The 25687-nt window shown below is 69.2% G+C and carries 24 protein-coding genes; 5 read left to right on the forward strand and 19 right to left on the reverse strand.

The genetic code is table 11. The features are described 5' to 3' along the window. Window positions 1-14: 14 nt before the first annotated feature. From ACFYZ8_RS26815 to ACFYZ8_RS26900, 18 genes are all read right to left on the reverse strand, one after another. Window positions 15-548, reverse strand: coding sequence for a MaoC family dehydratase (locus ACFYZ8_RS26815; protein ID WP_359038174.1), 534 nt, complete (start codon window positions 546-548; stop codon window positions 15-17). Next, window positions 545-2206, reverse strand: a complete 1662-nt coding sequence (locus ACFYZ8_RS26820) for a 2-isopropylmalate synthase (RefSeq protein ID WP_388539558.1) — start codon at window positions 2204-2206, stop codon at window positions 545-547. Before ACFYZ8_RS26820 ends, ACFYZ8_RS26815 begins: the two co-directional genes overlap by 4 nt. 217 nt (window positions 2207-2423) lie before the next feature. Further along, window positions 2424-3401 (reverse strand): ornithine cyclodeaminase family protein, encoded by a 978-nt coding sequence (locus tag ACFYZ8_RS26825; RefSeq protein WP_388539876.1) that lies wholly within the window; start codon window positions 3399-3401, stop codon window positions 2424-2426. 5 nt (window positions 3402-3406) lie between these two features. Beyond that, window positions 3407-4153, reverse strand: coding sequence for an ABC transporter ATP-binding protein (locus ACFYZ8_RS26830; protein WP_388539555.1), 747 nt, complete (start codon window positions 4151-4153; stop codon window positions 3407-3409). After that, window positions 4146-4997 carry an ABC transporter ATP-binding protein gene (locus tag ACFYZ8_RS26835; RefSeq protein WP_359038180.1) on the reverse strand — a complete coding sequence of 284 codons (852 nt, stop codon included), beginning with the start codon at window positions 4995-4997 and terminating at the stop codon, window positions 4146-4148. The genes ACFYZ8_RS26830 and ACFYZ8_RS26835 overlap by 8 nt, the downstream gene beginning before the upstream one ends. Further along, the gene (locus ACFYZ8_RS26840; protein WP_359038182.1) at window positions 4994-5992 is read right to left on the reverse strand and encodes a branched-chain amino acid ABC transporter permease; all 999 of its coding nucleotides are present in this window, start codon (window positions 5990-5992) and stop codon (window positions 4994-4996) included. The genes ACFYZ8_RS26835 and ACFYZ8_RS26840 overlap by 4 nt, the downstream gene beginning before the upstream one ends. Continuing rightward, window positions 5989-6882: a branched-chain amino acid ABC transporter permease gene (locus ACFYZ8_RS26845; RefSeq protein WP_388539552.1), complete on the reverse strand. Its 894-nt coding sequence runs from the start codon at window positions 6880-6882 to the stop codon at window positions 5989-5991. The genes ACFYZ8_RS26840 and ACFYZ8_RS26845 overlap by 4 nt, the downstream gene beginning before the upstream one ends. 9 nt (window positions 6883-6891) lie before the next feature. Beyond that, the gene (locus ACFYZ8_RS26850; RefSeq protein ID WP_388539550.1) at window positions 6892-8052 is read right to left on the reverse strand and encodes a branched-chain amino acid ABC transporter substrate-binding protein; all 1161 of its coding nucleotides are present in this window, start codon (window positions 8050-8052) and stop codon (window positions 6892-6894) included. Between the two features lie 38 nt (window positions 8053-8090). Further along, entirely contained in the window at window positions 8091-9260 is a 1170-nt protein-coding gene (locus ACFYZ8_RS26855; RefSeq protein WP_359038188.1) for an aminotransferase class I/II-fold pyridoxal phosphate-dependent enzyme, read from the reverse strand. Window positions 9261-9312: 52 nt separating this feature from the next. Then, window positions 9313-10302: an aldo/keto reductase family protein gene (locus tag ACFYZ8_RS26860; protein WP_359038190.1), complete on the reverse strand. Its 990-nt coding sequence runs from the start codon at window positions 10300-10302 to the stop codon at window positions 9313-9315. Beyond that, a complete protein-coding gene (locus tag ACFYZ8_RS26865) occupies window positions 10302-12380 on the reverse strand; it encodes a molybdopterin oxidoreductase family protein (RefSeq protein ID WP_359038192.1) in 2079 nt (692 codons plus the stop codon). Before ACFYZ8_RS26865 ends, ACFYZ8_RS26860 begins: the two co-directional genes overlap by 1 nt. Before the next feature lie 93 nt (window positions 12381-12473). Beyond that, the gene (locus tag ACFYZ8_RS26870; protein ID WP_359038194.1) at window positions 12474-13730 is read right to left on the reverse strand and encodes an ATP-grasp domain-containing protein; all 1257 of its coding nucleotides are present in this window, start codon (window positions 13728-13730) and stop codon (window positions 12474-12476) included. Window positions 13731-13777: 47 nt separating this feature from the next. Further along, window positions 13778-15004, reverse strand: a complete 1227-nt coding sequence (locus tag ACFYZ8_RS26875) for an MFS transporter (RefSeq protein WP_359038196.1) — start codon at window positions 15002-15004, stop codon at window positions 13778-13780. After that, the gene (dapF, locus tag ACFYZ8_RS26880) at window positions 15001-15864 is read right to left on the reverse strand and encodes a diaminopimelate epimerase (RefSeq protein ID WP_388539545.1); all 864 of its coding nucleotides are present in this window, start codon (window positions 15862-15864) and stop codon (window positions 15001-15003) included. Before dapF ends, ACFYZ8_RS26875 begins: the two co-directional genes overlap by 4 nt. 40 nt (window positions 15865-15904) lie before the next feature. Beyond that, window positions 15905-16594 (reverse strand): 2OG-Fe dioxygenase family protein, encoded by a 690-nt coding sequence (locus ACFYZ8_RS26885; RefSeq protein ID WP_359038200.1) that lies wholly within the window; start codon window positions 16592-16594, stop codon window positions 15905-15907. 39 nt (window positions 16595-16633) lie between these two features. Continuing rightward, entirely contained in the window at window positions 16634-17677 is a 1044-nt protein-coding gene (locus tag ACFYZ8_RS26890) for an iron-containing redox enzyme family protein (protein ID WP_359038202.1), read from the reverse strand. 216 nt (window positions 17678-17893) lie between these two features. Beyond that, entirely contained in the window at window positions 17894-18037 is a 144-nt protein-coding gene (locus tag ACFYZ8_RS26895) for a hypothetical protein (protein ID WP_388539541.1), read from the reverse strand. 240 nt (window positions 18038-18277) lie between these two features. Next, window positions 18278-18586, reverse strand: a complete 309-nt coding sequence (locus ACFYZ8_RS26900) for a hypothetical protein (protein WP_359038206.1) — start codon at window positions 18584-18586, stop codon at window positions 18278-18280. A gap of 825 nt (window positions 18587-19411) precedes the next feature. Here ACFYZ8_RS26900 and ACFYZ8_RS26905 point away from each other — a divergent pair. Continuing rightward, window positions 19412-20353, forward strand: a complete 942-nt coding sequence (locus ACFYZ8_RS26905; RefSeq protein ID WP_388539538.1) for a LuxR C-terminal-related transcriptional regulator — start codon at window positions 19412-19414, stop codon at window positions 20351-20353. A 236-nt stretch (window positions 20354-20589) separates the two neighbouring features. Here ACFYZ8_RS26905 and ACFYZ8_RS26910 read toward each other — a convergent pair whose 3' ends face one another. Then, the gene (locus ACFYZ8_RS26910) at window positions 20590-21459 is read right to left on the reverse strand and encodes an EamA family transporter (protein ID WP_359038210.1); all 870 of its coding nucleotides are present in this window, start codon (window positions 21457-21459) and stop codon (window positions 20590-20592) included. Window positions 21460-21893: 434 nt separating this feature from the next. Between ACFYZ8_RS26910 and ACFYZ8_RS26915 the strand changes: the two genes are divergently transcribed. From ACFYZ8_RS26915 to ACFYZ8_RS26930, 4 genes are all read left to right on the forward strand, one after another. After that, window positions 21894-22874, forward strand: a complete 981-nt coding sequence (locus ACFYZ8_RS26915) for a hypothetical protein (protein ID WP_359038212.1) — start codon at window positions 21894-21896, stop codon at window positions 22872-22874. A 72-nt stretch (window positions 22875-22946) separates the two neighbouring features. Beyond that, window positions 22947-23438, forward strand: coding sequence for a hypothetical protein (locus ACFYZ8_RS26920; protein WP_388539535.1), 492 nt, complete (start codon window positions 22947-22949; stop codon window positions 23436-23438). Between the two features lie 438 nt (window positions 23439-23876). Beyond that, entirely contained in the window at window positions 23877-24809 is a 933-nt protein-coding gene (locus ACFYZ8_RS26925; RefSeq protein ID WP_388539532.1) for an Ig-like domain-containing protein, read from the forward strand. Between the two features lie 151 nt (window positions 24810-24960). Further along, window positions 24961-25476, forward strand: coding sequence for an NUDIX domain-containing protein (locus tag ACFYZ8_RS26930; RefSeq protein ID WP_388539529.1), 516 nt, complete (start codon window positions 24961-24963; stop codon window positions 25474-25476). The last annotated feature ends 211 nt before the right edge of the window (window positions 25477-25687 follow it).

Consider the following 25687-nt stretch of genomic DNA (forward strand, 5'->3'; position numbering starts at 1 on the left):
GGACGTCTCCTGCCTCAGCTCTGTGGATCAGTGGCCGGACCGGCCGGATTGCGCATGGACGCCAGAAGGGTGCGGTCGAACTCGATGACCTGTCTCCCGTCCTGGTTGTGGCCCACCGTGTGGACGGTGATGATCCCTTCGCCCGGCCGGGAACCGGACGGACGTTTGGAGACGATCTCGGTCTCGGCGTAGAGGGTGTCCCCGACGAACACGGGGGCGTTGAGCCGGACCTTGTCCCAGCCCAGGTTGGCGACGGCCTTCTGGCTGACGGTCTTGACCGTCATCCCGTTCACGAGGCCGAACGTCACCAGGCTGGAGACGAGCAACTGCTTGAACGGGGTCTGGGAGGCGTAGACCTCGTCGATGTGGAGCGGGTGCTGGTTGAGGCAGAGCAGTGAGCTCCAGATGTTGTCGGTCGCGGTGATCGTGCGACCGGGGCGGTGCTCGAAGACATGGCCGACGACGTAGTCCTCGTAGCGCAGGCCCTCGTCCTCGCGGAACCGCCCGGGCTCCAGTTCGACGTAGGCCGGCAGTGTCGGTTCGTTCATCGGGCCACCCCTCTCGGTCCGGCCAGGTGTGGCACGGGTCCTGTGCTGTCCGCTCTGGCCCCGCCGCGGTGCAGGGCCGCCAGCAGCGCCTGGACCGCCGCGTCCCGAGGTGTCGCGCCCAGACCCACGCCCCACACCGGACGATCCGCGACCAGCGTGCGGGCGAAGCAGGCGTGTGCGGCGCCGGAGGCGGAACCGGCCTCCTGGGGCACCAGCTGGTCCACCTCGGCGCGCACGCCGGCCGCGCGGAGCGTCGCCAGCAGGGCGCCGACCGGGTCGTCGCCGTCGAGGTCGGCTCCCTCGAAGCCGGCCCACCCGCCCGTGTCGCAGTACTCGGCGCGGAAGGTGTCCCAGATACGGCCCGGTGCCACCTCCGCGCCGGTCGCGTCGGTGACGCGCTGGATGGCCTCGGCGAACTCCACGCGCAGGTCGACGGGCAGGTCGATCCCCCACCGGGTGCGCAGGATGTGCGCGATGCCGCCCTTGCCCGACTGGCTGTTGACCCGGATGACCGCCTCGTAGCTCCGGCCGACGTCCTGCGGGTCGATGGGCAGGTACGGGACGTCCCAGGGCAGTTCGGCGGCCGGTACCCGGGCCGCGCCAGCCTGGGCCTCCAGGTGGGTGAGTCCCTTGGCTATGGCGTCCTGGTGGGTGCCGGAGAAGGCGGTGAACACGAGGTCTCCGGCGTAGGGGTGCCGGTCCGGCACAGGCATCTCGTTGCACTCCTCGACGGTGCGGCGGACGGCCGGCAGGTCGGAGAGGTCGAGTTGCGGGTCGACGCCCCGGCTGAACATGTTCAGCGCCAGGGTGACCAGGCAGACGTTGCCGGTGCGCTCGCCGTTGCCGAAGAGCGTGCCCTCGACGCGGTCCGCCCCGGCCGCCAGCGCGAACTCCGCCGCGGCCACCGCGGTGCCGCGGTCGTTGTGCGGGTGGACCGACAGAATGATCGAGTCCCGTCTGTCGAGGTTGCGGTGCATCCACTCGACCTGGTCGGCGAAGACGTGCGGCGCGTGCGTCTCGACCGTGCTCGGGAGGTTGAGCGTCAGCGGCCGCTCCGGCGTCGCGTCGACGATCTCCGCGACGGTGTTCGCGATCTCCAGGGCGAACTCGGGTTCGGTGACGTTGAACGTCTCCGGGGAGTACTCGAACCGGACGGCTCCTTCGGCCCGGTCGGCCAGCCGCACCAGGCGTCGGGCGCTCTCCCGCGCCAGTGCCATCACCTCGGACGGCGTCATCCGGAACACGACCTCGCGCCACAGACACGCGGTGGCGTGGCACAGGTGGACCACGGCGCGGTCCGCGCCGCGGACCGCCTCGAAGGTGCGGTCGATGAGCTCCGGGCGGGCCGGCGTGAAGACCGTGACGGTGACGTCGTCGGGGATGTGGCCGCCGGTGACGAGCTGCCGTACGAACGCGAACTCGGCCTCGCTGGCCGAGGGGTATCCGACCTCGATGTCCTTGAACCCCAGGCGGACCAACAGGTCGAACATCTTTCGCTTGCGTCCCAGGTCCATCGGGTTGGCCAGCGCCTGGTTGCCGTCGCGCAGGTCCACCGAACTCCACAGCGGTGCGGTGTCCACAGGGCGGTCGAGCCAGGTGCGGGCGCCGGGCTCGACCGGCCCGGGCGTCGCGGGACGCCGGTATCGGTGGGCCGGCATTCCGGATGGTTGTTGAGAGTTCCACCAGGGTTTTCTGACGGGTCTTTCAATCGCAGATGACGGTGCCTTCATGGGGTCTCCCTCGGCAAACCAGCACGCTACTTCGGGAACGGTGCGACTCGGGCCTTTTTGTTGCCTCAGTGCCGCACACGCGAATTCCGGCGCAAAGAATTGTCGCCCTTAATTCAACGAAGGGGGGCGATAGCCCGCCCTCGCATTACGGCGAATCGAGCACCATCCTTTCTTCCATCGAAAAGGAGTTCCGCAGGCGTTCATAGGCCGCCGCCGCCACGGCCAGGTCCTCCCAGGCCATGCCCACGCTCTTGAAGAGCCGGGGACCGGGACGAGCCGTGTCGACCCGGCCCGCGACGAGTTCGGAGAGGTCCGCCGTGATGCAATCGGCCCCCAACTCCCCTGCGCCGACGGGGAGAAGGATGTCGCCGGCTTCGCTCAGGGCGACCGGCCGGCTCTCCACGACGAGGGTCGATCTGCGGACCAGTTCCGTGTCCACCTCGCGGGCGTCCGGCTCGTGCGAACCGACGGCCACCACCGTGGCGTGGTCGGGCACCAGCCGTCCGGGAAACAGCGGTTGCCGCGCCGTCGTGCAGCACAGGACGATGTCGGCGTCACGCACCGCTTCCGGGCCGACCCCGGTGGCGCGTACACCGGCGTCCCGGCAGCGGTCCAGGAAAGCGCTGATCCGCCCCGCGTCGCGTGCGACGACCCCGACATGACTCACCGGCCTGATCACTCGCATGGCCTCGACATGCCGCCACGCCTGCGGCCCGGTGCCGAACACGACCAGGCGTGCCGCCTCGGGAACGGCCAGCCGGTCCACGGCCACCGCGGAGACCGCGGGGGTGCGCAGCGACGTCAGGGCCGTACCGTCCAACAAGGCCAGCGGGAGCAGGGTTTCGCCGTCGAGCAGTACATACAGCCCCGCGATCCGGGGCAGGCCGACGGCCGTGTTGCCGGGTGCGACCGATGCGAGCTTCACGCCCGCGTACGGGCCCGACTCGGCGGGCATGAAGAGGAGTTGTCCTGCGCGGACGTCGGTCACGGTCCGTGGCACCGGGTCGCCGGTGGCCAGGACGCCGGACCGCAGGGCCTCCTCCACGGCCGTGACGGCCGCACGCATCGGCACCAGCCGGCCGAGGGTGCCCGCGTCGATACGCGGCAGTGAGCCGAGATCCATGTCCTTCACCCCTGCACCTGCGACGGCTGGGCGATGCCGAGGTAGGCCTCGGCGATCCGGGGATCGTCGGCGAGCTCGCCGATCGTCCCCTCGACCACGCAGGTCCCGGTGTCCAGGACGTAGCCGCGGTCCGCGACGCGCATCGCGGCCCGGGTGTTCTGCTCCACGAGCAGCACCGCGGTGCCCTGATCGCGGATGTCCCGGATCAGTCCCATCACGGTCGCCACCATGCCGGGCGCGAGCCCCATCGACGGCTCGTCCAGCATGAGCAGCCGCGGATCCGCCATCAGCGCCCGGCCGATGGCCACCATCTGCTGCTCACCGCCCGAAAGGCTGCCGGCGGCCTGGCCGCGCAGCTCGGCCAGTCTGGGCAGCGTCGCGTAGACGCGGTCGAGGCGTGCCGTGAGCTCGCCGGCGGACCGCACGAGATACCCGCCGAGCTGAAGGTTCTCGTGCACCGACAGCCGGCTGAAGACCCGGCGTCCCTCCGGTACGTGCACCAGGCCACGCCCGACGATCTCGTGCGGTTTCGCCCGCGTGATGTCCTGTCCTGCGAAGGTGATGCGTCCGGCGCTCGGCATCTCGAGTCCCGAGATCGCGGACAGCGTCGATGTCTTGCCCGCGCCGTTGCCGCCGAGCAGGGCGACGACCTCGCCGGCCGCCACGGAGAGGGTGAGGCCGTGCAGGGCCCGCACTCCCCCGTAGCGGACGTCGACGCCGGTGAGTTCCAGAAGGTCCGTGCGCTCAGACATGGCTCTCCTCACGGCCGGGCACGGTTTCGTCCGGTCCGGTGGCGACGCTCTCGTAGTCGGGGTCCGCCCCGAGATACGCCTCGACGACGGCCGGGTCGTTCCACACGCGGTCCGGCGTACCGTCGGCGATCTTCTTGCCGAAGTTGAGCACCACGACCCGCTCCGACACCGCACGTACCAGGCGCATGTCGTGCTCGATGAGTACGACGGAGGTGCCCAGCGCGCGTATGCGGTGCACCAGGTCCATGAGCGCGGTCTTCTCGGCCGGGTTGAGACCGGCGGCGGGTTCGTCGAGCAGCAGCAGGCGTGGCCGCATGGCCAGCGCTCGGGCGACCTCGACCAGGCGCTGGGCGCCGTAGGGAAGTTGCCCGACGGCCGCCGCCCGGTCGATGGCCCCGGGCACGCCCTCGTGCAGGCCTACGAAGTCCAGCCAGCGGTGGGCCTCGTCCGTGCCCCGGCGTTCCGAGCGGCGGTAGCGCGGGGTGCGCAGCAGCGCGTCGAAGACGCTCTGCCCGCCCCGCAGGTGAAGACCGGCCCGTACGTTGTCCAGCACCGAGAGCGTGGGGAACAGGCGCAGGTTCTGGAAGGTGCGGCAGACCCCGAGGGCGGCTATCGCCGAGGGCCGGGCCCGGGTCACATCGCGTCCCGCGACCCGGATACGCCCTCCCGTCGGCCGGTAGAAGCCGGTGACGGAGTTGAACAGCGAGGTCTTGCCCGCTCCGTTGGGTCCGATCACGGAGACGATCTCCTCGGACCCGATCACGAGGTCGATTCCGTCCACGGCCCGTACCCCGCCGAAGGCGACCTCCACCTGTTCGAGCGCGAGCAGCTCGGAAGTGGTCATGCGGCCTTCTCCGTTCGTGCGGATGCGGGTTCCGGCTCCGAGCGACGCGCGGTGCGGGCCGGCTCCCGGGAGGGGCGCGGCCACAGTCCCATCGGCCGGAAGATCATGACGGCGATGAGCACCACGCCGAAGGCGAAGTACCGGTTGTCCTCGACACCACGGAGCAGCTCGGGCACCAGGCTGATGCACACGGCTCCCACGACAACTCCTCGGGAGCTGCCCCGGCCGCCGAGGACCACGGCCATGAGAACCAGCGCGGACTGGATGAAGCGGAAGCTCTCGGGCGAGACCGCGGACAGCTGCGCGGCGAAGAGCACGCCGGCCAGGCCGCCCCACACCGCGCCGGCGCTGTACGCCGCGAGCTTGACGCGGTAGGTGTGCAGGCCCATGGCTTCGGCAGCGTCCTCGTCCTCGCGGATGAAGCTCCAGGCCCGGCCGAGCCGTGACCGGTCGAGCCGGCCCGCCAGGACCACGGCGGCCGCCACCAGGACCAGAACGGTGTAGTAGAGCTCCACCGGTTGGTCGAGGCCGGTGCCGAACAGCGTCAGACCGGGGATCCCGTAGATGCCCGACGGTCCGCCCGTGATGTCCAGGTTGTTCGCCAGGATGCGGATGATCTCCCCGAACCCCAGCGTCACGATGGCGAGGTAGTCGCTGCGCAGCCGCAGGGTGGGGAGCCCGATCAGGACACCGGCGAGCAGTGTCACCACGACGACCACCGGGATCGTCTGGACCAGAGAGAGCCCGTACTTCGTCGCGAGCACGCCGCTCGTGTAGGCACCCACCGCGAAGAAGGCCACGAACCCCAGGTCGAGCAGCCCGCAGTAGCCGACCACGATGTTGAGGCCGACCGCGAGCATCACGAAGATGGCGGCACTCGTCATGACGTTGAGCGAGTAGGGCGTGGCGATGAGGAACGGCGCGAGTGCCGCGGCCGCGAAGCCGAGCGGGCCCATCGCACGGTTCTCGGCGAGACGCCGGATCCCGAGGTTCATACGCGCTCCTGCTCACGGGCGCCGAGCAGCCCGGTGGGGCGAACACTCAGCAGGACGATGAGGAAACCGAAGGCGAAGACGTCACGCCATTCGCCGCCGAGCCAGTGCGTGCCGAAGGACTCCAGGAGGCCGAGGACCAGGCCGCCGAGCATCGTGCCCTTCAGGTTTCCGATGCCGCCGATGACCGCTGCGGTGAACGCCTTGAGGCCGATGATGAAGCCCATCAGGAAGTCGACCTTCCCGTAGAACACGCCGGCCATCACGCCCGCCGCCCCGGCCAGCGCCGAGCCCACGAAGAAGACCCGCGAAATGATCTTGTCGACGTCGATGCCCATCAGCCGGGCGGCCTTCTGGTCGAGGGCGACGGCGCGCATGGCCCGGCCGTCGCGGCTGCGACTGATCCAGGCGTCCAGGCCGAGCATCAAGGCGACGGCGACGCCCATCAGCAGCAGCTGCTGGGGGGTGAAGCGCGCGCCGAGGAAGGTGAGTGCCCGGCCGTCGAGGCGCAGGGGGTAGACCTGCGGACTGGGTCCGGCCATGATGCGGACCCCGTACTCGACGACGAAGGACGCGCCGACCGCGGTGATCAGCAGAGAGAGTCGCGGCGCCTTGCGCAGCGGGCGGTAGGCCACCCGCTCGATCGCCATTCCGGCGAGTCCGGTCGCCAGCGAGGCCGCGACGAGCACCACCAGCAGCGCGAGGACCGGGAGGGTGGCCGGGACCGTACCGAAGGCGCTGAGCAGCCACAGGCCGAAGAAGGCACCGAGCATGTACAGGTCGCCGTGGGCGAAGTTGAGCAGCCTGATGACTCCGTAGACCAGGCTGTAGCCCAGGGCTATGAGTGAGTAGAACGCCCCGACGAAGAGGCCGTCCCAGATGAGTTGCACCATGGACGCCGGCTACTTCTCGTCGTCCGCGAGGACGAACCGGCCGTCGCGCTGCCTCAGGACCACGAATCCGCCCTTGGACAGGGTGTGGTCCTTGGTGAAGGTCAGCGGCCCCGAGAACAGGGGGAAGCCCTTGACGTGCTCCAGCTCGGCGACCACATCGGCCGACCGGGTGGAGCCGGCCTTGGTGATGGCGTCCGCCGCGAGCCGCACGGCGTCGTAGGACTGGGTCGAGTAGGGGCCCGGCCGCGCACCGAACCGCTTGCGGTACCCGGCGACCCACTTCTCGCCGCCCTTGATCGTGTCGGGGGTCTGGGTCATGGTCGCCAGCACGCCCTCGGCGTTGTCGCCACCGGCGATCTTCGCGAGGGAGGCGCTGACGGCGCCGTCCGCCACCATGATCGTCCCGTCGTAACCGGCTTGCCGCAGCTGCCTGATGAGCAGCCCGCCCTCCTTGTCGTACCCGGTCCAGTAGACGAAGTCCGGCTTCGCGTCGAGCACCGCGGCGACGGTGGTGCTGTAGTCGCTCTCACCGGGGGTGAGGGACAGCGCCGCGACCTCCTCGGGGCCGCCCGGCTTCTTCAGGCGCGGGCCCATCAGCGTCGCGATGTTCTCGGCGTAACTGGTGTTGTCGTCCACCACCACGACCCGGTCGGACTTCGCGTCCGTCATCCAGGCCAGGGCGGCGTCGGCCTGCTGGGTGCCGGTCCCGTTGATCAGGAAGGTGCTCTTGATGCCCTGCTGGTACAACTCGTCGGAGTTGGCCGCCGGGATGATCATCGGGATCTCGGCCTTGGCGAAGATCGGCAGGGTCGGCAGCGTCGCGCCGGAGCAGTATCCGCCGACGGACACCGCGATCTTCGAGGTGACGAGCTTGGTCGCGGCGGCGACCGCCGTCTTCGGGTCGCAGGCGTCGTCCTCGGCCCGCAGTTCCAGTTTGCGGCCCAGGACACCGCCCTTGGCGTTGATCTCGTCGATGGCGAGCTGGGCGCCGTTCTTCATGTACGGGCCGATGTCGGCGCTGGTCCCGGACATCGGAGCCGTCATGCCGAGGACGATCGGACCGTCCTGTCCGGCGCTGTCATCGCTGCCGGCCAGCAGACCCTGACCGCATCCGGCCGTCAGCAGCCCGGCCGTGGCCGTCACGGCGGCCAGCAGTGTCTTCCTGCTCATGCGGACACATCTCTCTTTCCTGGTACGGCGTCTGACATTCACTGTGTGGGCACCGGGGTCGTGGCTCCGGCCGGGGACAGCCCGTGACGACTCGCCAGGTCCTTGAGCACCGCGGCCGTACGGTCGAGCGCGGCGGCGAGGTAGGCCGCTTCGTGTCCGTGGGCTATCCGCAGATGCCCCTCCGTGCCGAAGTGGGCTCCCGCGCCCACGAGCACGTCGCCCTGCACGCGCAGCGTCTCGGCGACCTGACGGCTGGGCAGGTCGAGGTGGTAGGCGATGAATCCCAGCGCCGTGGCCTGCGGTGGGACCAACGCGACCAGGTCCTGGTGTGCCGCGACCCAGTCGTCGAGCCAGGTCCTGCTCTCCCGGATCAGCCCTCGGTAGCGGTTCGTCAGGCGGGTACGGTTCCGCTCGGTCAGCGCGATCTCGGCGAGCGCCATGGAGACGGAGCCGGTGGACACGGTGGCGTACTCGTGCCGCCGCCACAGATCCGGGACGATCTGTGCGGGGGCGACCAGCCAGCCGAGGCGAAGACCCGGCATGCCGAAGGCCTTGGAGAGGCTGCCGACGCAGATCACCCGCTCGTAGCGGCCCCAGAACGTGGGTGTGACCAGGTCGGTGAGCAGTTCGGTGCCCCGGTGCACCTCGTCGGCGAGGATCCAGGCGCCCGCCTCGGCGGCGATCGCCACGATCTCGTCCATCTCCTGCTCGGTGAGGATCGTGCCGGTCGGGTTGTTCGGGTTCGTCAGGGAGATGAGCCGGGTCGCGGGGCCCACGGCCTTGCGCAGGGCCTCCAGATCGGGGCGCCAGCCGGCGGCCGCGGAGGACTGGATCTCCTCCACGCGGGCCCCCGCGTTCACGGCGCAGCCCCACACCTGGCGGTAGCCGGGTGCGAACGTGACCACGTGGTCGCCGGGGCGCACCAGGGCGTCGATCACGATGGAGTTGGCCTCCGCGGCGCCGACCGTGACGATCACCTCGTCCGGCTGTCCGCAGTGGTGCTCCGAGATGAGCTGCCGCAGCCGGTCCTGGCCGCGCTCGGGCGGGTAGTGCAGCGGGGTGTCGAGCAGCCGGCCGAGCGCGTCCTCGTCGCCCTCCAGGAGCTGTCGGACGGTCACCGGCTGACACCCGCTGTCGGCAAGGCTGTACCGGGCGGCGCCGTCGTCGAACGACTGCCATTCGAGGAGTTCGAACGGGGCGTAGTCCATAAGCACTTCCTCCGGCTGGGGCGGGGTGGGACCGGCGTGGGTGGGACCGGCGTCACCACGCACTGTCGGTCTTCTTCGGATCACGTTCGACGACCGGGGCGAGGACTTCGTCGATCTGCTTCATGAGGACGTCGTCGAGAGTGATCCCGGCGGCCGCCGCGTTGTTGCGCACCTGCTCGGGACGGGACGCCCCGACGATGGCCGCCGCCACGTTGGAGTTCTGCAGGGTCCAGGCGATGGCCAGTTGGGCCCGGGTCAGCCCGGCCTCGCGGGCCAGCGGGGTGAGCAGCTGCACCCGCTCCAGCACGTCGTCGCGCAGGAACGCGCCGACCCACTGGGCGCCGTTGGCGTCGGCCGCGCGCGAGTTGGCGGGCACCGGGCGGCCCGGCAGGTACTTGCCGCTGAGCACGCCCTGCGCGACCGGCGACCAGACCAGCTGGCTCAGGCCCTCCTGCTCGCAGAGCGGGACGATCTCCTCCTCGATCACGCGCCAGAGCATCGAGTACTGCGGCTGGTTGGCCACGAAGCGCTCGAGCCCCAGCTCGTCGGCGAGGCGCAGCGCCTGCCGGATCTCGTCGGCGGTCCACTCCGAGACGCCGATGTAGAGGACCTTTCCCTGCCTGATCAGGTCGTCGAACGTCTTGAGTGTCTCCGCGAGCGGAGTCTCCCGGTCGAAACGGTGGGCGTGGTAGAGGTCCACGTAGTCGGTGCCCAGCCGGCGCAGTGACCCGTGCACCGACTCCGTGATGTGCTTGCGGGACAGTCCCCTGTCGTTGGGGCCGCTGCCGACCGGCAGGCACACCTTGGTGGAGATCTCGACGGACTCCCTGCGCTGCCCCTTGAGGGCACGGCCCAGGACCTCCTCGGCCCTGGTCCCGGCGTAGACGTCCGCGGTGTCGAAGGTGGTGATGCCCACGTCCAGGGCAGCCCTCACACACTCGACGGCCGCCTCCTCCTCTATCTGCGAGCCGTGGGTCAGCCAGTTGCCGTACGCGATCCGGCTGACCTTCAGGCCGCTGTTGCCGAGCCTGTTGAACTCCATCAGTCCTCGTCTCTGGGCGGGCGGGTGATCAACTCGACCTCCACCCGGTTGTCGTTGAAGACGGCCCCGCCGCCCATGTCCGCGTCGCGTTCCTCGACCGTGGCGTTGACCCCCGAACCGCCGGAGAGCTTGGGCCAGTTGCCCTTGGGGCTCGATGCCACGCCGGGCCGGACGACGTCGTCGACGCGGGCGGTGGCCGTGAAGGAACCGCGGGCGTTGAAGACCCGCACCGGGTCGCCCGCCGTGATGCCTCGCGCGGCGGCGTCGTCGGGATGCAGGACGACATGCGTCTCGCCTGCCCGTCGGCGCAGCTTCGGCTTGTTGCCGAACACCGTGTTGAGGAAGAAGTGCGAGGCGCCGGACAGCAGCACCAGCGGGTAGCGGCCCGCCTGTTCGGAGTCCGAGACCTCTTGGGCGGGGGTGAATCCGGCCAGCGGGTCGAGCCCCGCTGCCCTTGCCCGCTCCGACAGGAACTCGACCTTGCCCGACGCGGTGGGGAATCCGTCCTTGTACGGGGCGAAGGAGGCGGGATAGGCGAGCCGCGCCCAGCCGTTCTTGCGCAGACTCTCCAGAGTGATTCCCTCCAGTGAGGGGTGTTCGGAGTCCAGCAGCTGTCGGGCGAGTTCCTCGTCCGAGTCGTACAGGCTCGGCTCCTTCAGGCCCATGTGACGGGCCAGCCGGCGGAAGGTCTCGGTCGTCGGCAGGCACTCGCCGGGCGGCGGTACGGCGGGCTCGTTCCAGGTGAGGTAGAGGTGGCCGTACCCGTCGTGCAGGTCCATGTGCTCCGGCTGCATGGTGGCCGGGAGCACGATGTCGGCGTAGTCGGCGGTGTCCGTCTGGAAGTGGTCCAGGACGACCGTGAAGAGGTCGTCCCGCTCCAGGCCGCGGCGGATCCGGTTCTGGTCGGGTGAGCTGGCCACCGGGTTCGCCCCGTACACCACCAGCGCCTTGACCGGCGGGTCGGCCGCTTCCAGCAGCCCTTCCGCCAGGCGTGTCATGGACAGGGACCGCACCGGGCGCTGCCGCAGGTCGTCCCGGTACAGCGCCTCGCGGTTTCCTCCGAAGTAGCCGTCGGTGGTGTAGTGCAGGCCGCCGCCCGGCAGCGCCCAGTCGCCGGTCACCGCCGGGATGCAGGCGAGGGTCCGCGCGGCCGCGCCGCCTCCGGCGTGGCGCTGGATGCCCTGGGCGATGCGGATCGCGGTCGGCCGGATCGTCGCCACCTGCTCACCGAGGTTCACGATGGTGGCTTCGTCCAGGCCGGTCAGCCGGGCGACGCGGGTGGGTGTGAACTCCAGGATCCGTTCACGGAACTGCTCCCAGCCGAGGGTGTGGCGCTCCAGGTAGGCCCGGTCCTCGGCGCCCATCGAGACCACCACGTTGAGCAGACCGAGGGCCAGCGCCGCGTCGGTGCCCGGGATGGGCGCGACATGTTCGTCGGCCCCCTGGGCGGTGCGTGTCCTGATGGGGTCGATCGCCACGACCCGGGCGCCGGCCCGGCGTGCCTGCTGGATCGGCTTCCACAGGTGGTGGCCGGAGCTGAGTGTGTTCGTTCCCCACAACAGGATGAGCCGCGCGTCGCGCAGGCTCTCCGGGTCCAGGCCCCGGCTGGTGCCGAGGGTGTATTCCAGCCCCGCGAGACCCGCGATCGAGCAGATGGTCATGTCGTGCTCGGACGCGCCGAGCACGTTCCAGAGCCGGTTGCCCGCCTTGCCCTGCAGTCCCTGCAGGAAGCCGAGGGTGCCGGTCCCCTGATAGGGCCAGATCGCCTCGCCGCCGTGGCGTTCGACGATGCCGGTGAGCCGCTGGGCGATCTCCGTCAGCGCTTCGTCCCAGGAGATCCTCTCGAACGTCCCCCGGCCCTTTGGGCCGACGCGGCGCAGCGGATGCAGGAGCCGGTCGGGAGAGCGGGTGTGCTCAAGGAATTGGTTGACCTTCACGCACAACGCGCCCTGCGTATAGGGGTGTTCGGGATTGCCTCGCAGTTCGACCGCGGTGTTGTCCTCGATCGTCAGCAGCCAACTGCAGCCGTCGGGGCAGTCGAGCGGGCACGCCCCCGGGATGGTTCTCGGCTCTGTCACGGTCTCTCGTTCCCTGTTGGTTGCCACCGGCTGTCGATTGCTCCGGGCGGTCGGTGCCGACCGCCCGGAGGAGCCGGCTCGTCGTCCCGGCCCTTACTCCAGTTCGAGTTCGATCAGCGCGGTGGCGTCCAGCAGCCGCTGGTGGACTTCCTCGTAGGTGTCGGCCTCGACATACACGTACAGCGCGTCCTGCTGCACGGCGTCGGGCACGGTGACCAGACGGGCACCGGGTTCGAGCACGACCTCGATGTCGAAGACACCCGGGCTCTTCCTGGCCGCGTCGAGCCCGCGCACGGCCTTGAGCACGCCCGGGACCTCGGGGCACACGGCCCGGTAGCCGGCGTAGCCCTTCCGGCGCGGCTCGATCTCGGGGCGCCGGCCCAGCGCGATCTCGATGGCCGCCCCCATCAGGTCGACGCCCAGCGAACGGGCGATGATCTGCGGCACCCGCTGGCCGGCCGGGCGGGGGTGCAGTTCGAGCAGCCGGGGGCCCCTGCTGGTCATCCGCATCTCCGCGTGCACGACCGCGTGGTCAAGGCCGAAGCCCTTGATGGTCAACTCGTTGGCCGCGAACGCCTCGGCGACGGTCTGTCCCGGGAATGCCGTGGGGGTGATGAACTCGACCTCGGGGAAGATCGGGCCGGGCATGAGTTCGGGGTTGTCGGAGATGTTGTGGAAGAGGATCTCCCCGCCGAACACCAGGGCGTCCACGGTGACTTCGAGGCCGTCGAGGTACTCCTCCACGACGAGGTCCGCGCAGTTGCTGAGGTTGAGCCCCACCTCGCGTGCCTTGGTGAAGGCGGCCTCCACCTCGGAATCCTGGTGGGCCAGGACGACACCCGCGCTGCCGGTCCCGTAGGTCGGCTTGATGACGACCGGGAAGCCGATCTTCTCGATGGCGCTGCGGGCCTCGTCCAGAGTGTGCACGAGGATGCTGGCCGCCGACGGCAGGCCGAGTTCCGCGAAGCGCTCGCGCATGGCGTTCTTGTCACGCAGCGCGGCGGCCATGGAGGGCGAAGGGCCGTTCAGTCCGAGCGTCTCCGCGACCTGGGCCATGACCGGCACCGCGCTGTCGAACGTCGTGATGACTCCGCCGACGTTCTGCTCCCGGCAGAAGTCGACCACGGCGGCGACGGTCGCGTCGAAGTCCGTGTAGTTCTCGACAGACAGCGGAAGGACCGCGTCGCAGAACTCCTTCTCCCAGGTCACGTCCTTCTTGATCAGGACGGTGCGGATACCGCGCTCCCGCGCCGCCTGGAACAGCAGCGGCTTGGACGGGCCGGCCGCTCCGAGGATCAGAAGCGTCCTGTCCTTGGGGGTTGTCGCCCCGTCTGTGACGTTCTCGGGCATGCGAAGCCATCCTTTCGATGATGACGAGATGAGGTACGAAGATGCCTTCAGGCCATGACACGGGTACGTCGCACCAGCACGGACAGCAGTACGGCCGTCAGCAGGGTGATGAGCGCCAGGGCAGCGAACATGGACCACGCGGGCGCGAAGGCTCCGCCGACACCGATGGCCGCCAACATCAGGAGCTGCACGATGGACGACGCGAACTGGATGCCGCTCAGGACCCGGCCGAGCACGGCCTCTTCCGTCCTGGCCTGCACATAGGCCGGGAACAGGATGCCTGAGCAACTGATCGAGAGGCCGAGCAGCAGCGAAGCGGGCAGCGAATAGCTCAGCTGCGTGATGAGGGAGAAGACGAGCATCGTGGTGGCGATGGCCAGCAGGGAGTGAACCAGCAGGCGCAGCTCGTCCGTGATCCGGCCGGCCAGCCGGGAGATCGCGATCCCGGCGAGCAGCGCGCCGCCGCCCCAGACGCCCTCCAGGAGCCCGAAACCGACCGGCCCCGCCCCCAGTCGCTCTTTGGTGAAGACCGGGAGGAGCGCGTTGGAGGCCGCCAGCACGCTCGGCGGCAGGATCGAGAAGACCGTGACCAGCAGGTGGACCCGGTCCCTGGCGATGCTCCGCGCCGCGACTGCCAGATCGTGCCACACACCACTGCGGCTCGATTCGGCGGCCACGGCGGGCGAGGCGGCCGCAGGGACGAGTTGCAGGGCGACCGCAGCCGCCAGATAGCACAGGGCAGCCGTGTACAGACCGATCCCCACACCGCCGCCGCCCACCAGGAGCCCGCCCAGCGCGGAGGCGGCGATACCGCCCACCTGGGTGGCGATCTGCCAGATCGCGTTGCCCCGCACCAGTTTGTGACGGGGCAGCACCTGGGGCAGCATGGCGCCGTAACAGGGCAGCGTCACCGCGTTGCCCAGCCCCAGCACCAGCGTGATCGCGTAGACGTGCCACAGCGTCAGTGACGTTGTGCTGTGCAGCACGGCGAGAGCGAACACCGCGCCGACCCTGGCCAGTTCGGCGATCTGCCCGATCCGACGACGGTCGTGGCGGTCGATCAGCACGCCGCCCTGCAGAGCCGCGAGCACGCTGGGGACGGTCATGGCGATGGCGAGCCCCGCGACCTCGGTGCTGTTACCGCCCTGGTCGATGAGGAGCCAGGCCGCCGCGATGAAATAGACACCGGTGGCGGCGACCGAGGAGAGTCTGGTGGCCAGCAGGGGGTAGAACCCGCGCGCCGCGACCTGCCGGCCGTCGTCGAGAGTGGTCACGCCGACGCTCCTTCGGCCAGGCGGGCCCGGAAGGCCGGCGAGAACCGGCCGGTGGCCACCTGCTCGGAGGTACCGGTCAGGGCGATCTCACCCTGCTCGCCCACCGAGACCTCCATGGTCCCGCCCGCCATCTCCACCACCACGTGCCCGTCGACCAGCCCGAGACGATGCGCGGCGGCCGCGGCCGCGCAGGCACTGCTGCCGGAGGCCAGGGTGTAACCGGCGCCCCGCTCCCACACCTCGATCCGGATCCTGCCCCGATCCACGACGCGCAGGAACTGGACGTTGGTCCCCTGCGGGAACTCGGGGTGCCAGGCGATCAGCGGCCCGAACTCCTTCGCGAGGCCGGACGAGACGTCGTCGAGCGGGACCACCGTGTGGGGGTTGCCGAGGTGGAGGTTGAGCACGTCGAGCCTGCGCGACCCCGCCGTCAGGGCCACCGGCGCGTCCGAGCCGAAGACCGGACGCCCCATCTCCACCCGGACCCGGCCCTCGGCGAAGTCCAGGATGTCCGTACGGGAGTCACCGGCGACGGTCCTGAGCACGAGGGAGCGCTGCCCGGCCTCGTCCTGCCGTGCCGGCTCGGCGCCGTAGTGCTCCGCCAGGTACAGGGCGAACATCCGCAGGCCGTTCCCGCTCTTCTCGCACGGGCTGCCGTCGGAGTTGAAGATGCGCAGCTCCACCGGCTCGCCCGGACGGGGGGCGGCCATGGGCCCGATGAGCACACCGTCCGCGCCGACCCCCGTGTGCCGGTCGCACAGCAGCCGCACCGTCTGCGCGGTGGGCGTGAACTCGATCCGCAGCGGATCGATCACGAGGTAGTCGTTGCCCAGTGCCTGGTACTTCGTAAAGTCGCTCATCGCGCTTGCCCTGTCCCCGAATCCGTTGCCGCGTGCCTGGTCAGGCCGGGCGGTCGGCCAACGCCGCCTCGTCGTGCTCCTCGCCGTACCACTTCTCGCTCCAGCGCGAGAACGCGACGATGACGATGTCCCGGTGACCGGGTCCGCCGTCCGCGGACAGGACGTCGGTGACGTCGTGGGCCAGCGCGCGGTCGTCGAGCAGCACGGCCTGGCCGGGGTCGAGGGTGCCGTTCCAGAACGGGGCATCCGCTCCGGGCTCCCAGAGCCGGGTCTCCCCGCCCGCCACGTTCTCCCTGCGGAAGACGGCGATCATGACGAACTCGTGGCCGTCGTGGTGCACGCCCTCGGGAGTCAGCGGGCCGGGCCTTTCGCCGTCCGCGCGGGTCCGGTTCTGGTGCACGTTGATCTGCCAGTCCTCGGACTGGTCGAGGCCGAGTTCCTTGGCTCCCACGGCGATCAGCGGAGTGAAGTCGACCTGGATCGGCTCGTAGCCGCGGCGCATTCCCCCACCGACGGAGTTGAACGTCTTGTACGTCGTGTAGTCACGGTGCGGCAGCAGCTGGAAGTGCCATGTGCCGTCCTTGGGCGTCAGCCGGTACTGGTCGAAGCGCTTGAAGCGGGTGCCGTTCCCCATGTAGTCGTCGACCGGAAGGTCGTCGTAACTGGCGAGGATGTCCGTTGAGACCTCGGGCAGGTCGATGACCGCGAATCCCTGTGCGTTCAGGGGCATGGCATAGCCTTTCGTGCGATGAAGACGGGCTGTGGCGATTCAGGCGGCAGCGACCGGCATACGCTCGTCGAGGTAGCGGGCCGATGAGTTCAGCCGCCAGAGCGTGCCACGGGCGATCGCCCTGCGCATGCGCTCGGATTCCGCGGCCGGCACCACCACGTTGTGGAACCACCCGGCGGCGTGCTGGGAGTCCACGGTGATGTGCAGACGGTGGTACACGATGCCGATGTCCGGCAGACCGAGCCGCTCCCACGCGTGGACGACCTGGACGAACCGGTCGGGCACCATCCACTCGGTCATACCGAGGAAGCCGACCGCCTCCGGGTAGTACTTGCGGAACCGGGAGAGCATGACCGCGAGGTTCCCGGAGAGCAGGGCGTTGGCCGTGAGGCTGCGCTCCAGCTCCTCCGCCCCGATCTCGAACACCTCGTAGATCTTGTTGAAGAGCAGGGTGTGCACCTGGTCGGGATCGCCATTGCCCATCTCGTCCCAGAAGTTCGTGGCGATCTCCATTTTGGCCGGCCCCGAAGTGCCGATCTGCATCATGGCGAGGAGATCGTCGAACCGCCCGTCGACCACGGACTCCTGCATCACGTAGTCACGCAGGTCGTTGACATCGGCCTGGTTGCGGATGAACTCGTGGTAGTACGGGTGCTTGAACACCCGGTGGCCGCGGGCCAGTTGCTTCAGCCAGGACAGATAGGCACGCGGTTCGTCGGGGGCCTGGTCGAGGAGCTCGGGGTCGATCCAGGCGTCCTCCGCCTGGGCGGTGGCCCGTTCGAGCTGCCGCGTCACCTCGGACACGAAGACAGAGCCCTCGGCGGTCGTGCCCTCCGGAAGCACGGTGTGCATCTGATAGATCCTGGAGAGCAGCAACTGCTGTGCGTACAGGGCTTGTTGGTCTCCCGTCAGGACCTTGTCGTTCAGCTGGTCCACTCCGGCCGTCAGCCGGTCCCGGTACTCGCCGGAAAAGTGCGCGTCGACGTCGGCGGCGTCACGCGTCAGCCAGCTGGACACCTCGTCGACGAAGGCGATCGGATCGTGCGGCACTGTGACATGGGCAGGGAGCTCACGGGTATCCATGGAGAGAGTCCTTGTGTGTGCGGTCACGCGGGTGAGCGCCGGTGCATGGATGCACACGCGCGCAGAATTCGACAAAGCCATTGCCCCGGAAGGGGATCGACGGGGCGGTCGCGCCCCGGAGAGAGAGCACCGAGTCTCGACATACCGGCCGGGGCCGGCCGACTCGGGGTCGGTCAACGGGGCATTCGGACAGGTGTCACGAGTCGCCCCGACCGGTCACTGCCAGCCGGCGTCATCTTCCCCGCTGTGGAGCCCGTCGGCCTGTACGACGGCGTCGGGAGCGCTGACCACGTGGCCGGCCTCGGCGGCGGCGCTGCCGGTGAAGGCCCACGAACTCACGCCCAGGAGCACGGCTGTCACAGCTGCCGTACCCGCCGCTCTCATTCGATCCATTTCACTGTCCCCGTTCATCAGATGTCGCGTCGTTCTTCCGAGATCGAGTCTGGGTCACGAGCGCACCGGGTTGAAGGGGGGACGGCGGGGGCAATGCGGCCATGTCCACTGGCGGTCATAGACAGCGCTTCACCGGTGGCGGGACTCACCGGACCGTGTCGAGACGGCGGAGCGAGCAGGCGTCGTCGAGCCTTCGGGCGCGCCCACTCACCAGTCGTAACCAGGCATGATCGGCACTTCGGCCTGTACCAGCTCCCAATCACGCAGCCAGGCGTGGCTGGCGCAAGCGGCGTTCCAGATGTCCAGCGCGGCCGCCTCCGCTTCCCTCAGCGAGGCGATCGCGAGATAGACGCCGATGACCGGTCCCGGTCTGGCACCGGAATGGAGGGCGACGTGCACGACATCGGCGATGCCTGCCGCGGCAGCGGTGATGGCTGCACGCGTGCGGCCGGGTAACCGATCACCGTGAGGGTTGGGCACCAGATGAATGTGTACGAGATACACGTAGGTCCTCATGGTGTGATCGACGTCGAGTGGGAACTTCCGGTAAAAATTCCGCGCGCCCCGGATCCGAACCGACCGGCTCCGCGGTCCGGCGCGCCGGGGATCCAGAGACCGTACTGCGCCCGGCGGCGGTGAGAGCCCTCCAGGCTTCCAGCACTCGCGGCGGTCGGACGCGACCGCTGTACCGGTCGAGTGTGCGGGACCCCCTCCAAGAGCCCGCCCAACCACCGGCCTTGGAGAACGACATCCTCCGGCCAGTCAAGCAGGCGTGGAGGAATACCGAGTCGAAACAGGGGATTCCCGTCAGCTCATGCGCCCACTGTAGGCCGCCACCGCGGGGTGGATGCACAGAAGTCGCCATGGAAGCTTGGCCTCAGCAGGGCGGCAGCCAAGCCGACTTGGGGACCTTGCACCGCTCCTGCCGGACCGTGTCGAGACGGTGGCCGACGTCCGCCGGCCGGTTGCGGAACGCGTGACACGGTCCCGGCGCCGCGTTCGTCACTGACCTTGTCGCTTTCCGGAAGCAACCGCCAGGGAAGCGGAGATTCCGGTAGGAGGGGCGGGACGCGGAGCCGGAGCATGTTCTCGATCCGCGCCGAGGAGCAGGTCATAGATCCTACGGCTGACATTCCGGGGCTCACATGGACAAGCCGGAAGGAGAGCCCATGACACCGCCGGCAGCTCGTCTAAGAGATCCCCAAAAACTATGACCGTGAGGTGATTCTCGGTTACTCTCGGGTTCCCGGGCTTGCAGGTCCGGGCATCGCAACCGGGGGGGATCCCATGCTGGCAGGACTCGGAATAGACTCATTAACCGAATCCGTCTATCGTCTGCTCTTGTCCGATCCAGCAGGGGGCGTTGATCAGTGGGCTTCACAGCTGAACGTACCCGTCAGCATAGTGCAAAGCTCCCTGGACCGACTGAGTGAGTTGGCGCTGGTCAGCGTATCCAGCCATGATGATGTGCGTGTGCAGGCCGTCCACCCCTTGCTCGGTCTGGAAGCGCTGCTCGCGCGCCAGCAGGCGGAATTGGTAGCCCGTCAGCAACAGGTCGAGGAAACCCAGGCCGCCGCTGCCGAACTTATCGCGTACTACACGCAAAAGCATTCCAGTTCGAGCGGCGGAGTGGAATACCTCGAGGGAATCGACGCGATCCGCAATTACATCGTCACGATTCACGCCAGGGTTCTCGAAGAGTTCCTCACCTTCGCTCCTGGTGGCCCGCAGACGACTGAGAACATGCGCGCCTCCAGGCCGCTGAACTCCAGAATGCTGGAGCGCGGTGTACAGATGCGGACCGTGTACCTCGAAAGCATTCGCCGTGACCGCGCCACGACGGAACATGCTCAGTGGCTTGAAAACCTCGGCGCCGAAATTCGCACTTCGCCCACCCTACCCAACCGGGTCATCCTCCACGACCGGCGGGCCGCACTCATCGCCTGCGATTCCGGCAACACAGGGGCCGGGGCGATCATCGTGACGAATGCCGGCATGCTCTCCCTGCTGCACACCTTGTTCGACCAGGTCTGGCAGACGTCCAAACCGCTCAACGTGCTACCGGAACGGGTCCCCGGCGAGCTGACCGAGCAACAGGCCGAAGTGCTCCGGCAGATGGGGCAGGGGCGAACGGACGAGGCGATCGCCACAAGCCTCGGAGTCTCCACCCGCACCGTGCGCCGCATCACGACCAACCTCCTGCAACTGGTCGGCGCCCAAAGCCGCTTCCAGGCCGGCGTCTACGCCGTACAACACGGGTACCTCCCGGCTGCACCGCAGTGAGCGCACAGTCGTATGCCGTCGTCCGTCCCACACGCCGTCACCGGCCCCTCCCCGTGCGGGTCGGCACCGGCGTGTAGGTGGTCTTCGCACGCGCTCGGGCGTGGGCCCCTCCTTCCCGTGCCGCGGTGGCCGGCTGGGACGTGCCCAGGACACCCACGGAGACGGGCCCACGCCGCTTCATCACGTCAAGAACCGTGCATGAGTCTCGGGCGAGGGCGAGGGCGAGGGCGAGGAGTTCATGATCGCTCGCGGGCCAGAACAGCGATGGCCGTCAGCAGCAGAAACGATCCGAGGACCAGCGTGGTGCTGATCTCCTCGCCGAGCAGAACGGCGAGGAGCGCGGCCGTGGCGGGTTCGAGGAGCACGAGCACGGCCGCGGTAGTGCTGGGGACCGTAGTGAGTCCGCTGAAGTACCAGCGGTAGGCCAGCAGGGTCGGCACCACGCCGAGGAAGACCAGCCAGAAGGTGGACTCGGCGGCGCCTTCGGCGCGGGGCCACGTTCCCTGCATCAAGGCGAAGGGCAGCAGGCACAGGGCTCCGGCGCCCCAGGTGGCCGGACTTTGGCTCGTATTGCCTGCCTGGCGGCCCCACAGAGTGACGGCACTGTAGCCGACGGCCGACAGCAGGGCCAGCGTGATGCCCACAAGCGGGCGGGGACCGGAAACCGGGTGTGTGACCAGGATCAACAGGCCGATCAGCGCGATCCCCATGGCGGCGGCACCGCGCCGGGTGAGCCGTTCACCCAGGATGAAGTGTGCTCCGGCGCTGACCAGAATCGGGCTCGCGCCGAGTGTGACCAGGGTGCCGAGGGCGAGTCCGGCCTCCTGGACAGCGCCGAAATAGGCCGTCTGATAGGCCGCCAGGGCGACGCCGGTGGGTACGGCGGTACGCCAGCAGACAGGCCTGACGGGAGCCGTCTTCCGGACCTGCGGCGCCAGCAGGATCATGGTCGCGATGGCGAACCGCCAGAACGACACGGCCATGGGGCCGAGGCCGCTGGTACGGAACAGCTCAGTTGCTGCCGCGCCGCCGGCTCCCCAGGCGACGGCAGCGGCTGAGACGGAAATGAAGCCGCGTCGGAGCGGCGTGAGGGCGTACGAGGTCATGGGGTGCGTCTCCACGATGGATCGCCGGAAGGGGGCCACGTCCGCGGGCAGCATCAACCGCCCCGCCGACTGGGCGGGGTCGAAACGGGTCGGTGCGGCGTCCGCTAGTGGACGGGCGGCGGCAGGATCATGGAACGCATAGGGGCAACCTTAGTAGGACCGGCCCGGCGCGCGGGACGACTTTCCCCGTGTTCCGAACCATGGCGTCAGCGGGAACACATGAACTCCCGACCGTCGGGGCCGGTCGTAGAGCCGTTCGCGCCGTAAGTTCCGCAGGCGCGGACGGCTTCGGGCGGTCCGATGGTGCCTCCCGTAGAGCGCTGGACGCCGGGCTGCGCGAGAAAAGACCGGTCCGAGTGTCATACGGATGTGCCTTCCGGAGCGTCAACGGCTCGTAGGAACAACCCAGTTCGACTTCCCCCGGGAGCATGCCGATGAAGCGCGCCGACGCCCCACCCTGGACGGTGGTACCGAGTGGACGCAGCACAGCACGCGCGACCACCACGGTGGGTGCGATCGCCGCACTGGCCTCCCTCGTCCTGACCGGCTGCACGGCAGACACCGATGCGGTCCAGCGCACCTCACCGGCCGCACAGGCCAAGGCGTCCACGGCCGACGAAGGGCTCACCGACGCGCAGGAGCTGCGGATCGCGGATGCCGAGCAGCGGCTGATCAAGCAGTGTCTGAACCGGCAGGGTTTCAGGTACTGGGAGGCGGAGCGGCCGAGTCTGGAGGAGAGCCGGACGCTCGGCTATGTGGCGGACGACGTGGCCTGGGCCCGCAAGCACGGGTACGGCAGCCGTATCGCGGCCAAGGAGGACCGCGCACGACTCGCCAACCCCAACCTCGTCTACCGCAAGGGCCTTTCGGACGAGCGGCGGAAGGCGTACGACGACGCTCTGGACGGCGGGATCAGCGCGCCGGAGATCACGGCGGAGCTCCCGAACGGCGCCACCATCCGCCGACAGATGGGCGGATGCGTGGCCGAAGCCGAGAAACGGCTGTACGGCGATCCGGTGGTGTGGTTCCGGGCCAACAAGATCGCCTCGAATCTGCAGCCGCTCTACGTCCCCCAGGTGATGCGGGACAAGCAGTTCGTCGCGGCGCTGCACGTCTGGTCCAGGTGCATGGAACGCGCGGGTCACCCCTACAAGGACCCGGGAGCGGCACGTCAGGCAGCGAAGGAACGGGCGTTGCGCAGCACGTCCGACAAGACGTTCGCAGCCGAGCGGCGGCTCGCCGTCGCCGATGCCACCTGCGCCCGCACCGCATCGCTGGCCGCCATCGGCAAGGAACGCGAGAAGCACTACGTGAACGCCTTGCGCGGCCGCTACGGCCAGGCGCTGGACACGAGCCGCCGTATCGAACGCGAGGCATACGTCCGGGCCGCGGGCATCGTCGGCCCCCGGACCTGACCCCACAGATTTCCACGCTGGTCCGGCAAGAGGACCAGTGCGCCTCGAACGAGGCAGACAAAAGGGAGAATCATGCGAAAGTTCGCAACAGCCGCCGCGGTCATCGGCCTGGCGGCGCTCGGTCTCGCGGTACCGGCCACCTCAGCTCAGGCCTCGGTCCAGGGAGCCGGTTGCAACGCCAAGTGGCCGGGCCGGGACGGGTACGTCCGTGCCTGGGCCGACCCCGACTGCCAGGGAACGCTGCTCGGTGCCACCCAGGGCAACGATGCAGACTGGTCCGACAACGTGGGCCCGTTCACCAGTGGTGACCAGAACCAGGCCTCGTCCGTCATGAACAGCGGAACGATCGGCGGCAAGGACGTCGTCGCCTTCTACTACTACCCGGGACAGAGCGACATCAGCGGGTACACCTGCCTCGCACCGGGCGAGAAGTACGCGGACAACCTGAGGGACAACGTCTTCCAGAAGCGCGACGGCAGCACCGTCGGCCCCGTGGACGACAACATCATGTCCCATGTGTGGGTCACCGCCTCCGCCTGCGCCTCCAACTCCTGGCTCACCTGACCTGCCATGTCACTCACGCCCGGGACAACGGGCGCGAACGAGGCGTAAGGGCGTCGTGCCGTTCCCGGTGAACGGCACGACGCCATACACCGGGCCCCGGGGATGCTTTTGTTCCCGGGGCCCGAGGTGTGTTCGCGGCGGCGTCAGTCGTCTCCGGCCGCCGTGGTGGTGATCCGGTCGGCGGCTTCGGCGTCGGTCATCAGCACCGTCCGGGCCGGGTGGAGGCGAGCCGCTGCCAGGTACGGCCCGTGCGGCCGCACGACGCTCCCGCACCAAGCCTTGGGACACGTTTTACGCGATGCGCGGAACTGCGGCCCACACCCTCCCTGTCTGACAGGGAGACGGGCCCGCCAGGGCCGAAGAGCGAGCAGACCGGGGCAGTTCGTGGGACGGCGCAAGAGCAGCATATGGATCGCATTCGTCACGGGTGTGACGCTGATGGGCGCGAGTGCCTGCGGCGGGGGCGGCAGCGACCAGGCGAGCGGGGGCGACGCGAAGGCGTCCGCACAGCCGAGCGCCAGCGCCTCTCCGTCACCTACGACACCCGCGGGCCCGCCGATGCTGCTGGAGACGATCACCCCGCAGACGGGAACCACGGTCGGCGTGGCCATGCCGATCTCGGTGATCTTCACGAACCCTGTGGCGGCCAAGGCGCGGGCCACAGTGGAAAAGCACATGAAGGTGAGTGCCTCACAGGCGGTGGTCGGCGCCTGGCACTGGATGGGCGACAAGCGCGCGGACTGGCGCCCGAAGACATACTGGCCCTCCGGCACGACGGTGAAGATCGACGCCGACATGACGGGTGTCAGCAACGGCAACGGACGCTACGGCGTACACAACTACACGCACACCTTCAAGATCGGTGACGACGTGCGCGCGGACGTCTCGGTGACCGGCCACACCATGAAGGTGACCCGGAACGGCGCGCCGGTGCGCACCCTGTCGATCAACGCGGGCAGCGCCGAATATCCGACGTGGGACGGCACGATGGCCGTCATCGACAAGCAGGAGAAGGTCCACATGACCTCCTGCAGTGTCGGGATCAGCTGCGACAAGGGCAGCGCCAACTACTACGACCTGACACTGCCCTGGGACATCCACCTCACCCAGTCCGGCACCTATGTCCACTACTCCACCGGAGACCCGAACCCGGGCAGCGGCAGCGCCCGTGGCTCGCACGGCTGCGTCCACCTGTCCCTGTCGGACGCCAAGTGGTTCTACGGCCAGGTCAAGCAGGGTGACCCCATCACCATCACCGGCTCACCCCGCGGCAAGGCCCCGGCCGACAACGGCTACGCCGACTTCAACCTGGGATGGGACCAGTGGCTCGCGGGCAGCGCCGCCGGCCAGGGGACGACCTCCACCCTGTGACGCGCGGCAGCGCCTGCGTGGAAGGGGCGATCTCGCAGCCGTGTGCGGTCAGCACACGGCAGATCAACTCGACACCGCCGAAGCGGCCCCGTGCTCGTCGACGAGGGCGCACGGCGCTTTCCGGCCGCCGCGCTGGAAGCCGACGTCGACCATGAACGACATTGCTGAAAATGGCGTCTACTTCACCGCGTTCATCAACGGTCAGGAATGCCGCGTTGCGTGGTATCCCCCTTCTGGCCCGCCGCCGGGTACGCCACACGGCGCGGAGGCGGTGTGCGTCGTCGGCGATCGGATCGTCATGGTCAGCCCGGATGGACAGCGGTGGGGCCTGCCCGGCGGTCGCCCCGAGCCGCATGAGCAGTGGGTCGACACGATGCGCCGCGAGGTCAGTGAGGAAGCCTGCGCCGAAGTGATGGACTGCCGACTCCTCGGATTCAGCCGGGGCGTCTGCGTGCGAGGCCCGGAGGAAGGGCTGGTGCTGGTCCGGTCGATGTGGCGAGCAGAGGTGCGTCTGGCTCCGTGGGACCCACGATTCGAGATGGCTCACCGCCGTCTTCTCCCGGTGGCGGAGGCATTCCAGTCCCTGGCCGTCCCCGACGGCCTCCGCCCTTTCTATCGCCGCCTGTTCGCCGAGGCTGCCGTCTCCCGCCCCGACATCCACGACTGAAGTGCAGGCCTCCGGTGCCCGTGGCGGGCCGGCAGCTGGATGGACGGTGGCAGTCGTTCGACCGCCAACCTCCAGCTCGCGCGCTGTTGACGCCGTACTCCCGTTGACCGCAAGAAGTTCGCAACGCCACCTACGCAGCCGAGCACTCCGCCCGGGGTTCGGTTCTTACCGGCAGAGCCCGCGTTGCCGCACGGGCCCGGAAGACAGGCAC

This window comes from Streptomyces sp. NPDC001668 (assembly GCF_042893155.1).
Lineage (GTDB): Bacteria > Actinomycetota > Actinomycetes > Streptomycetales > Streptomycetaceae > Streptomyces.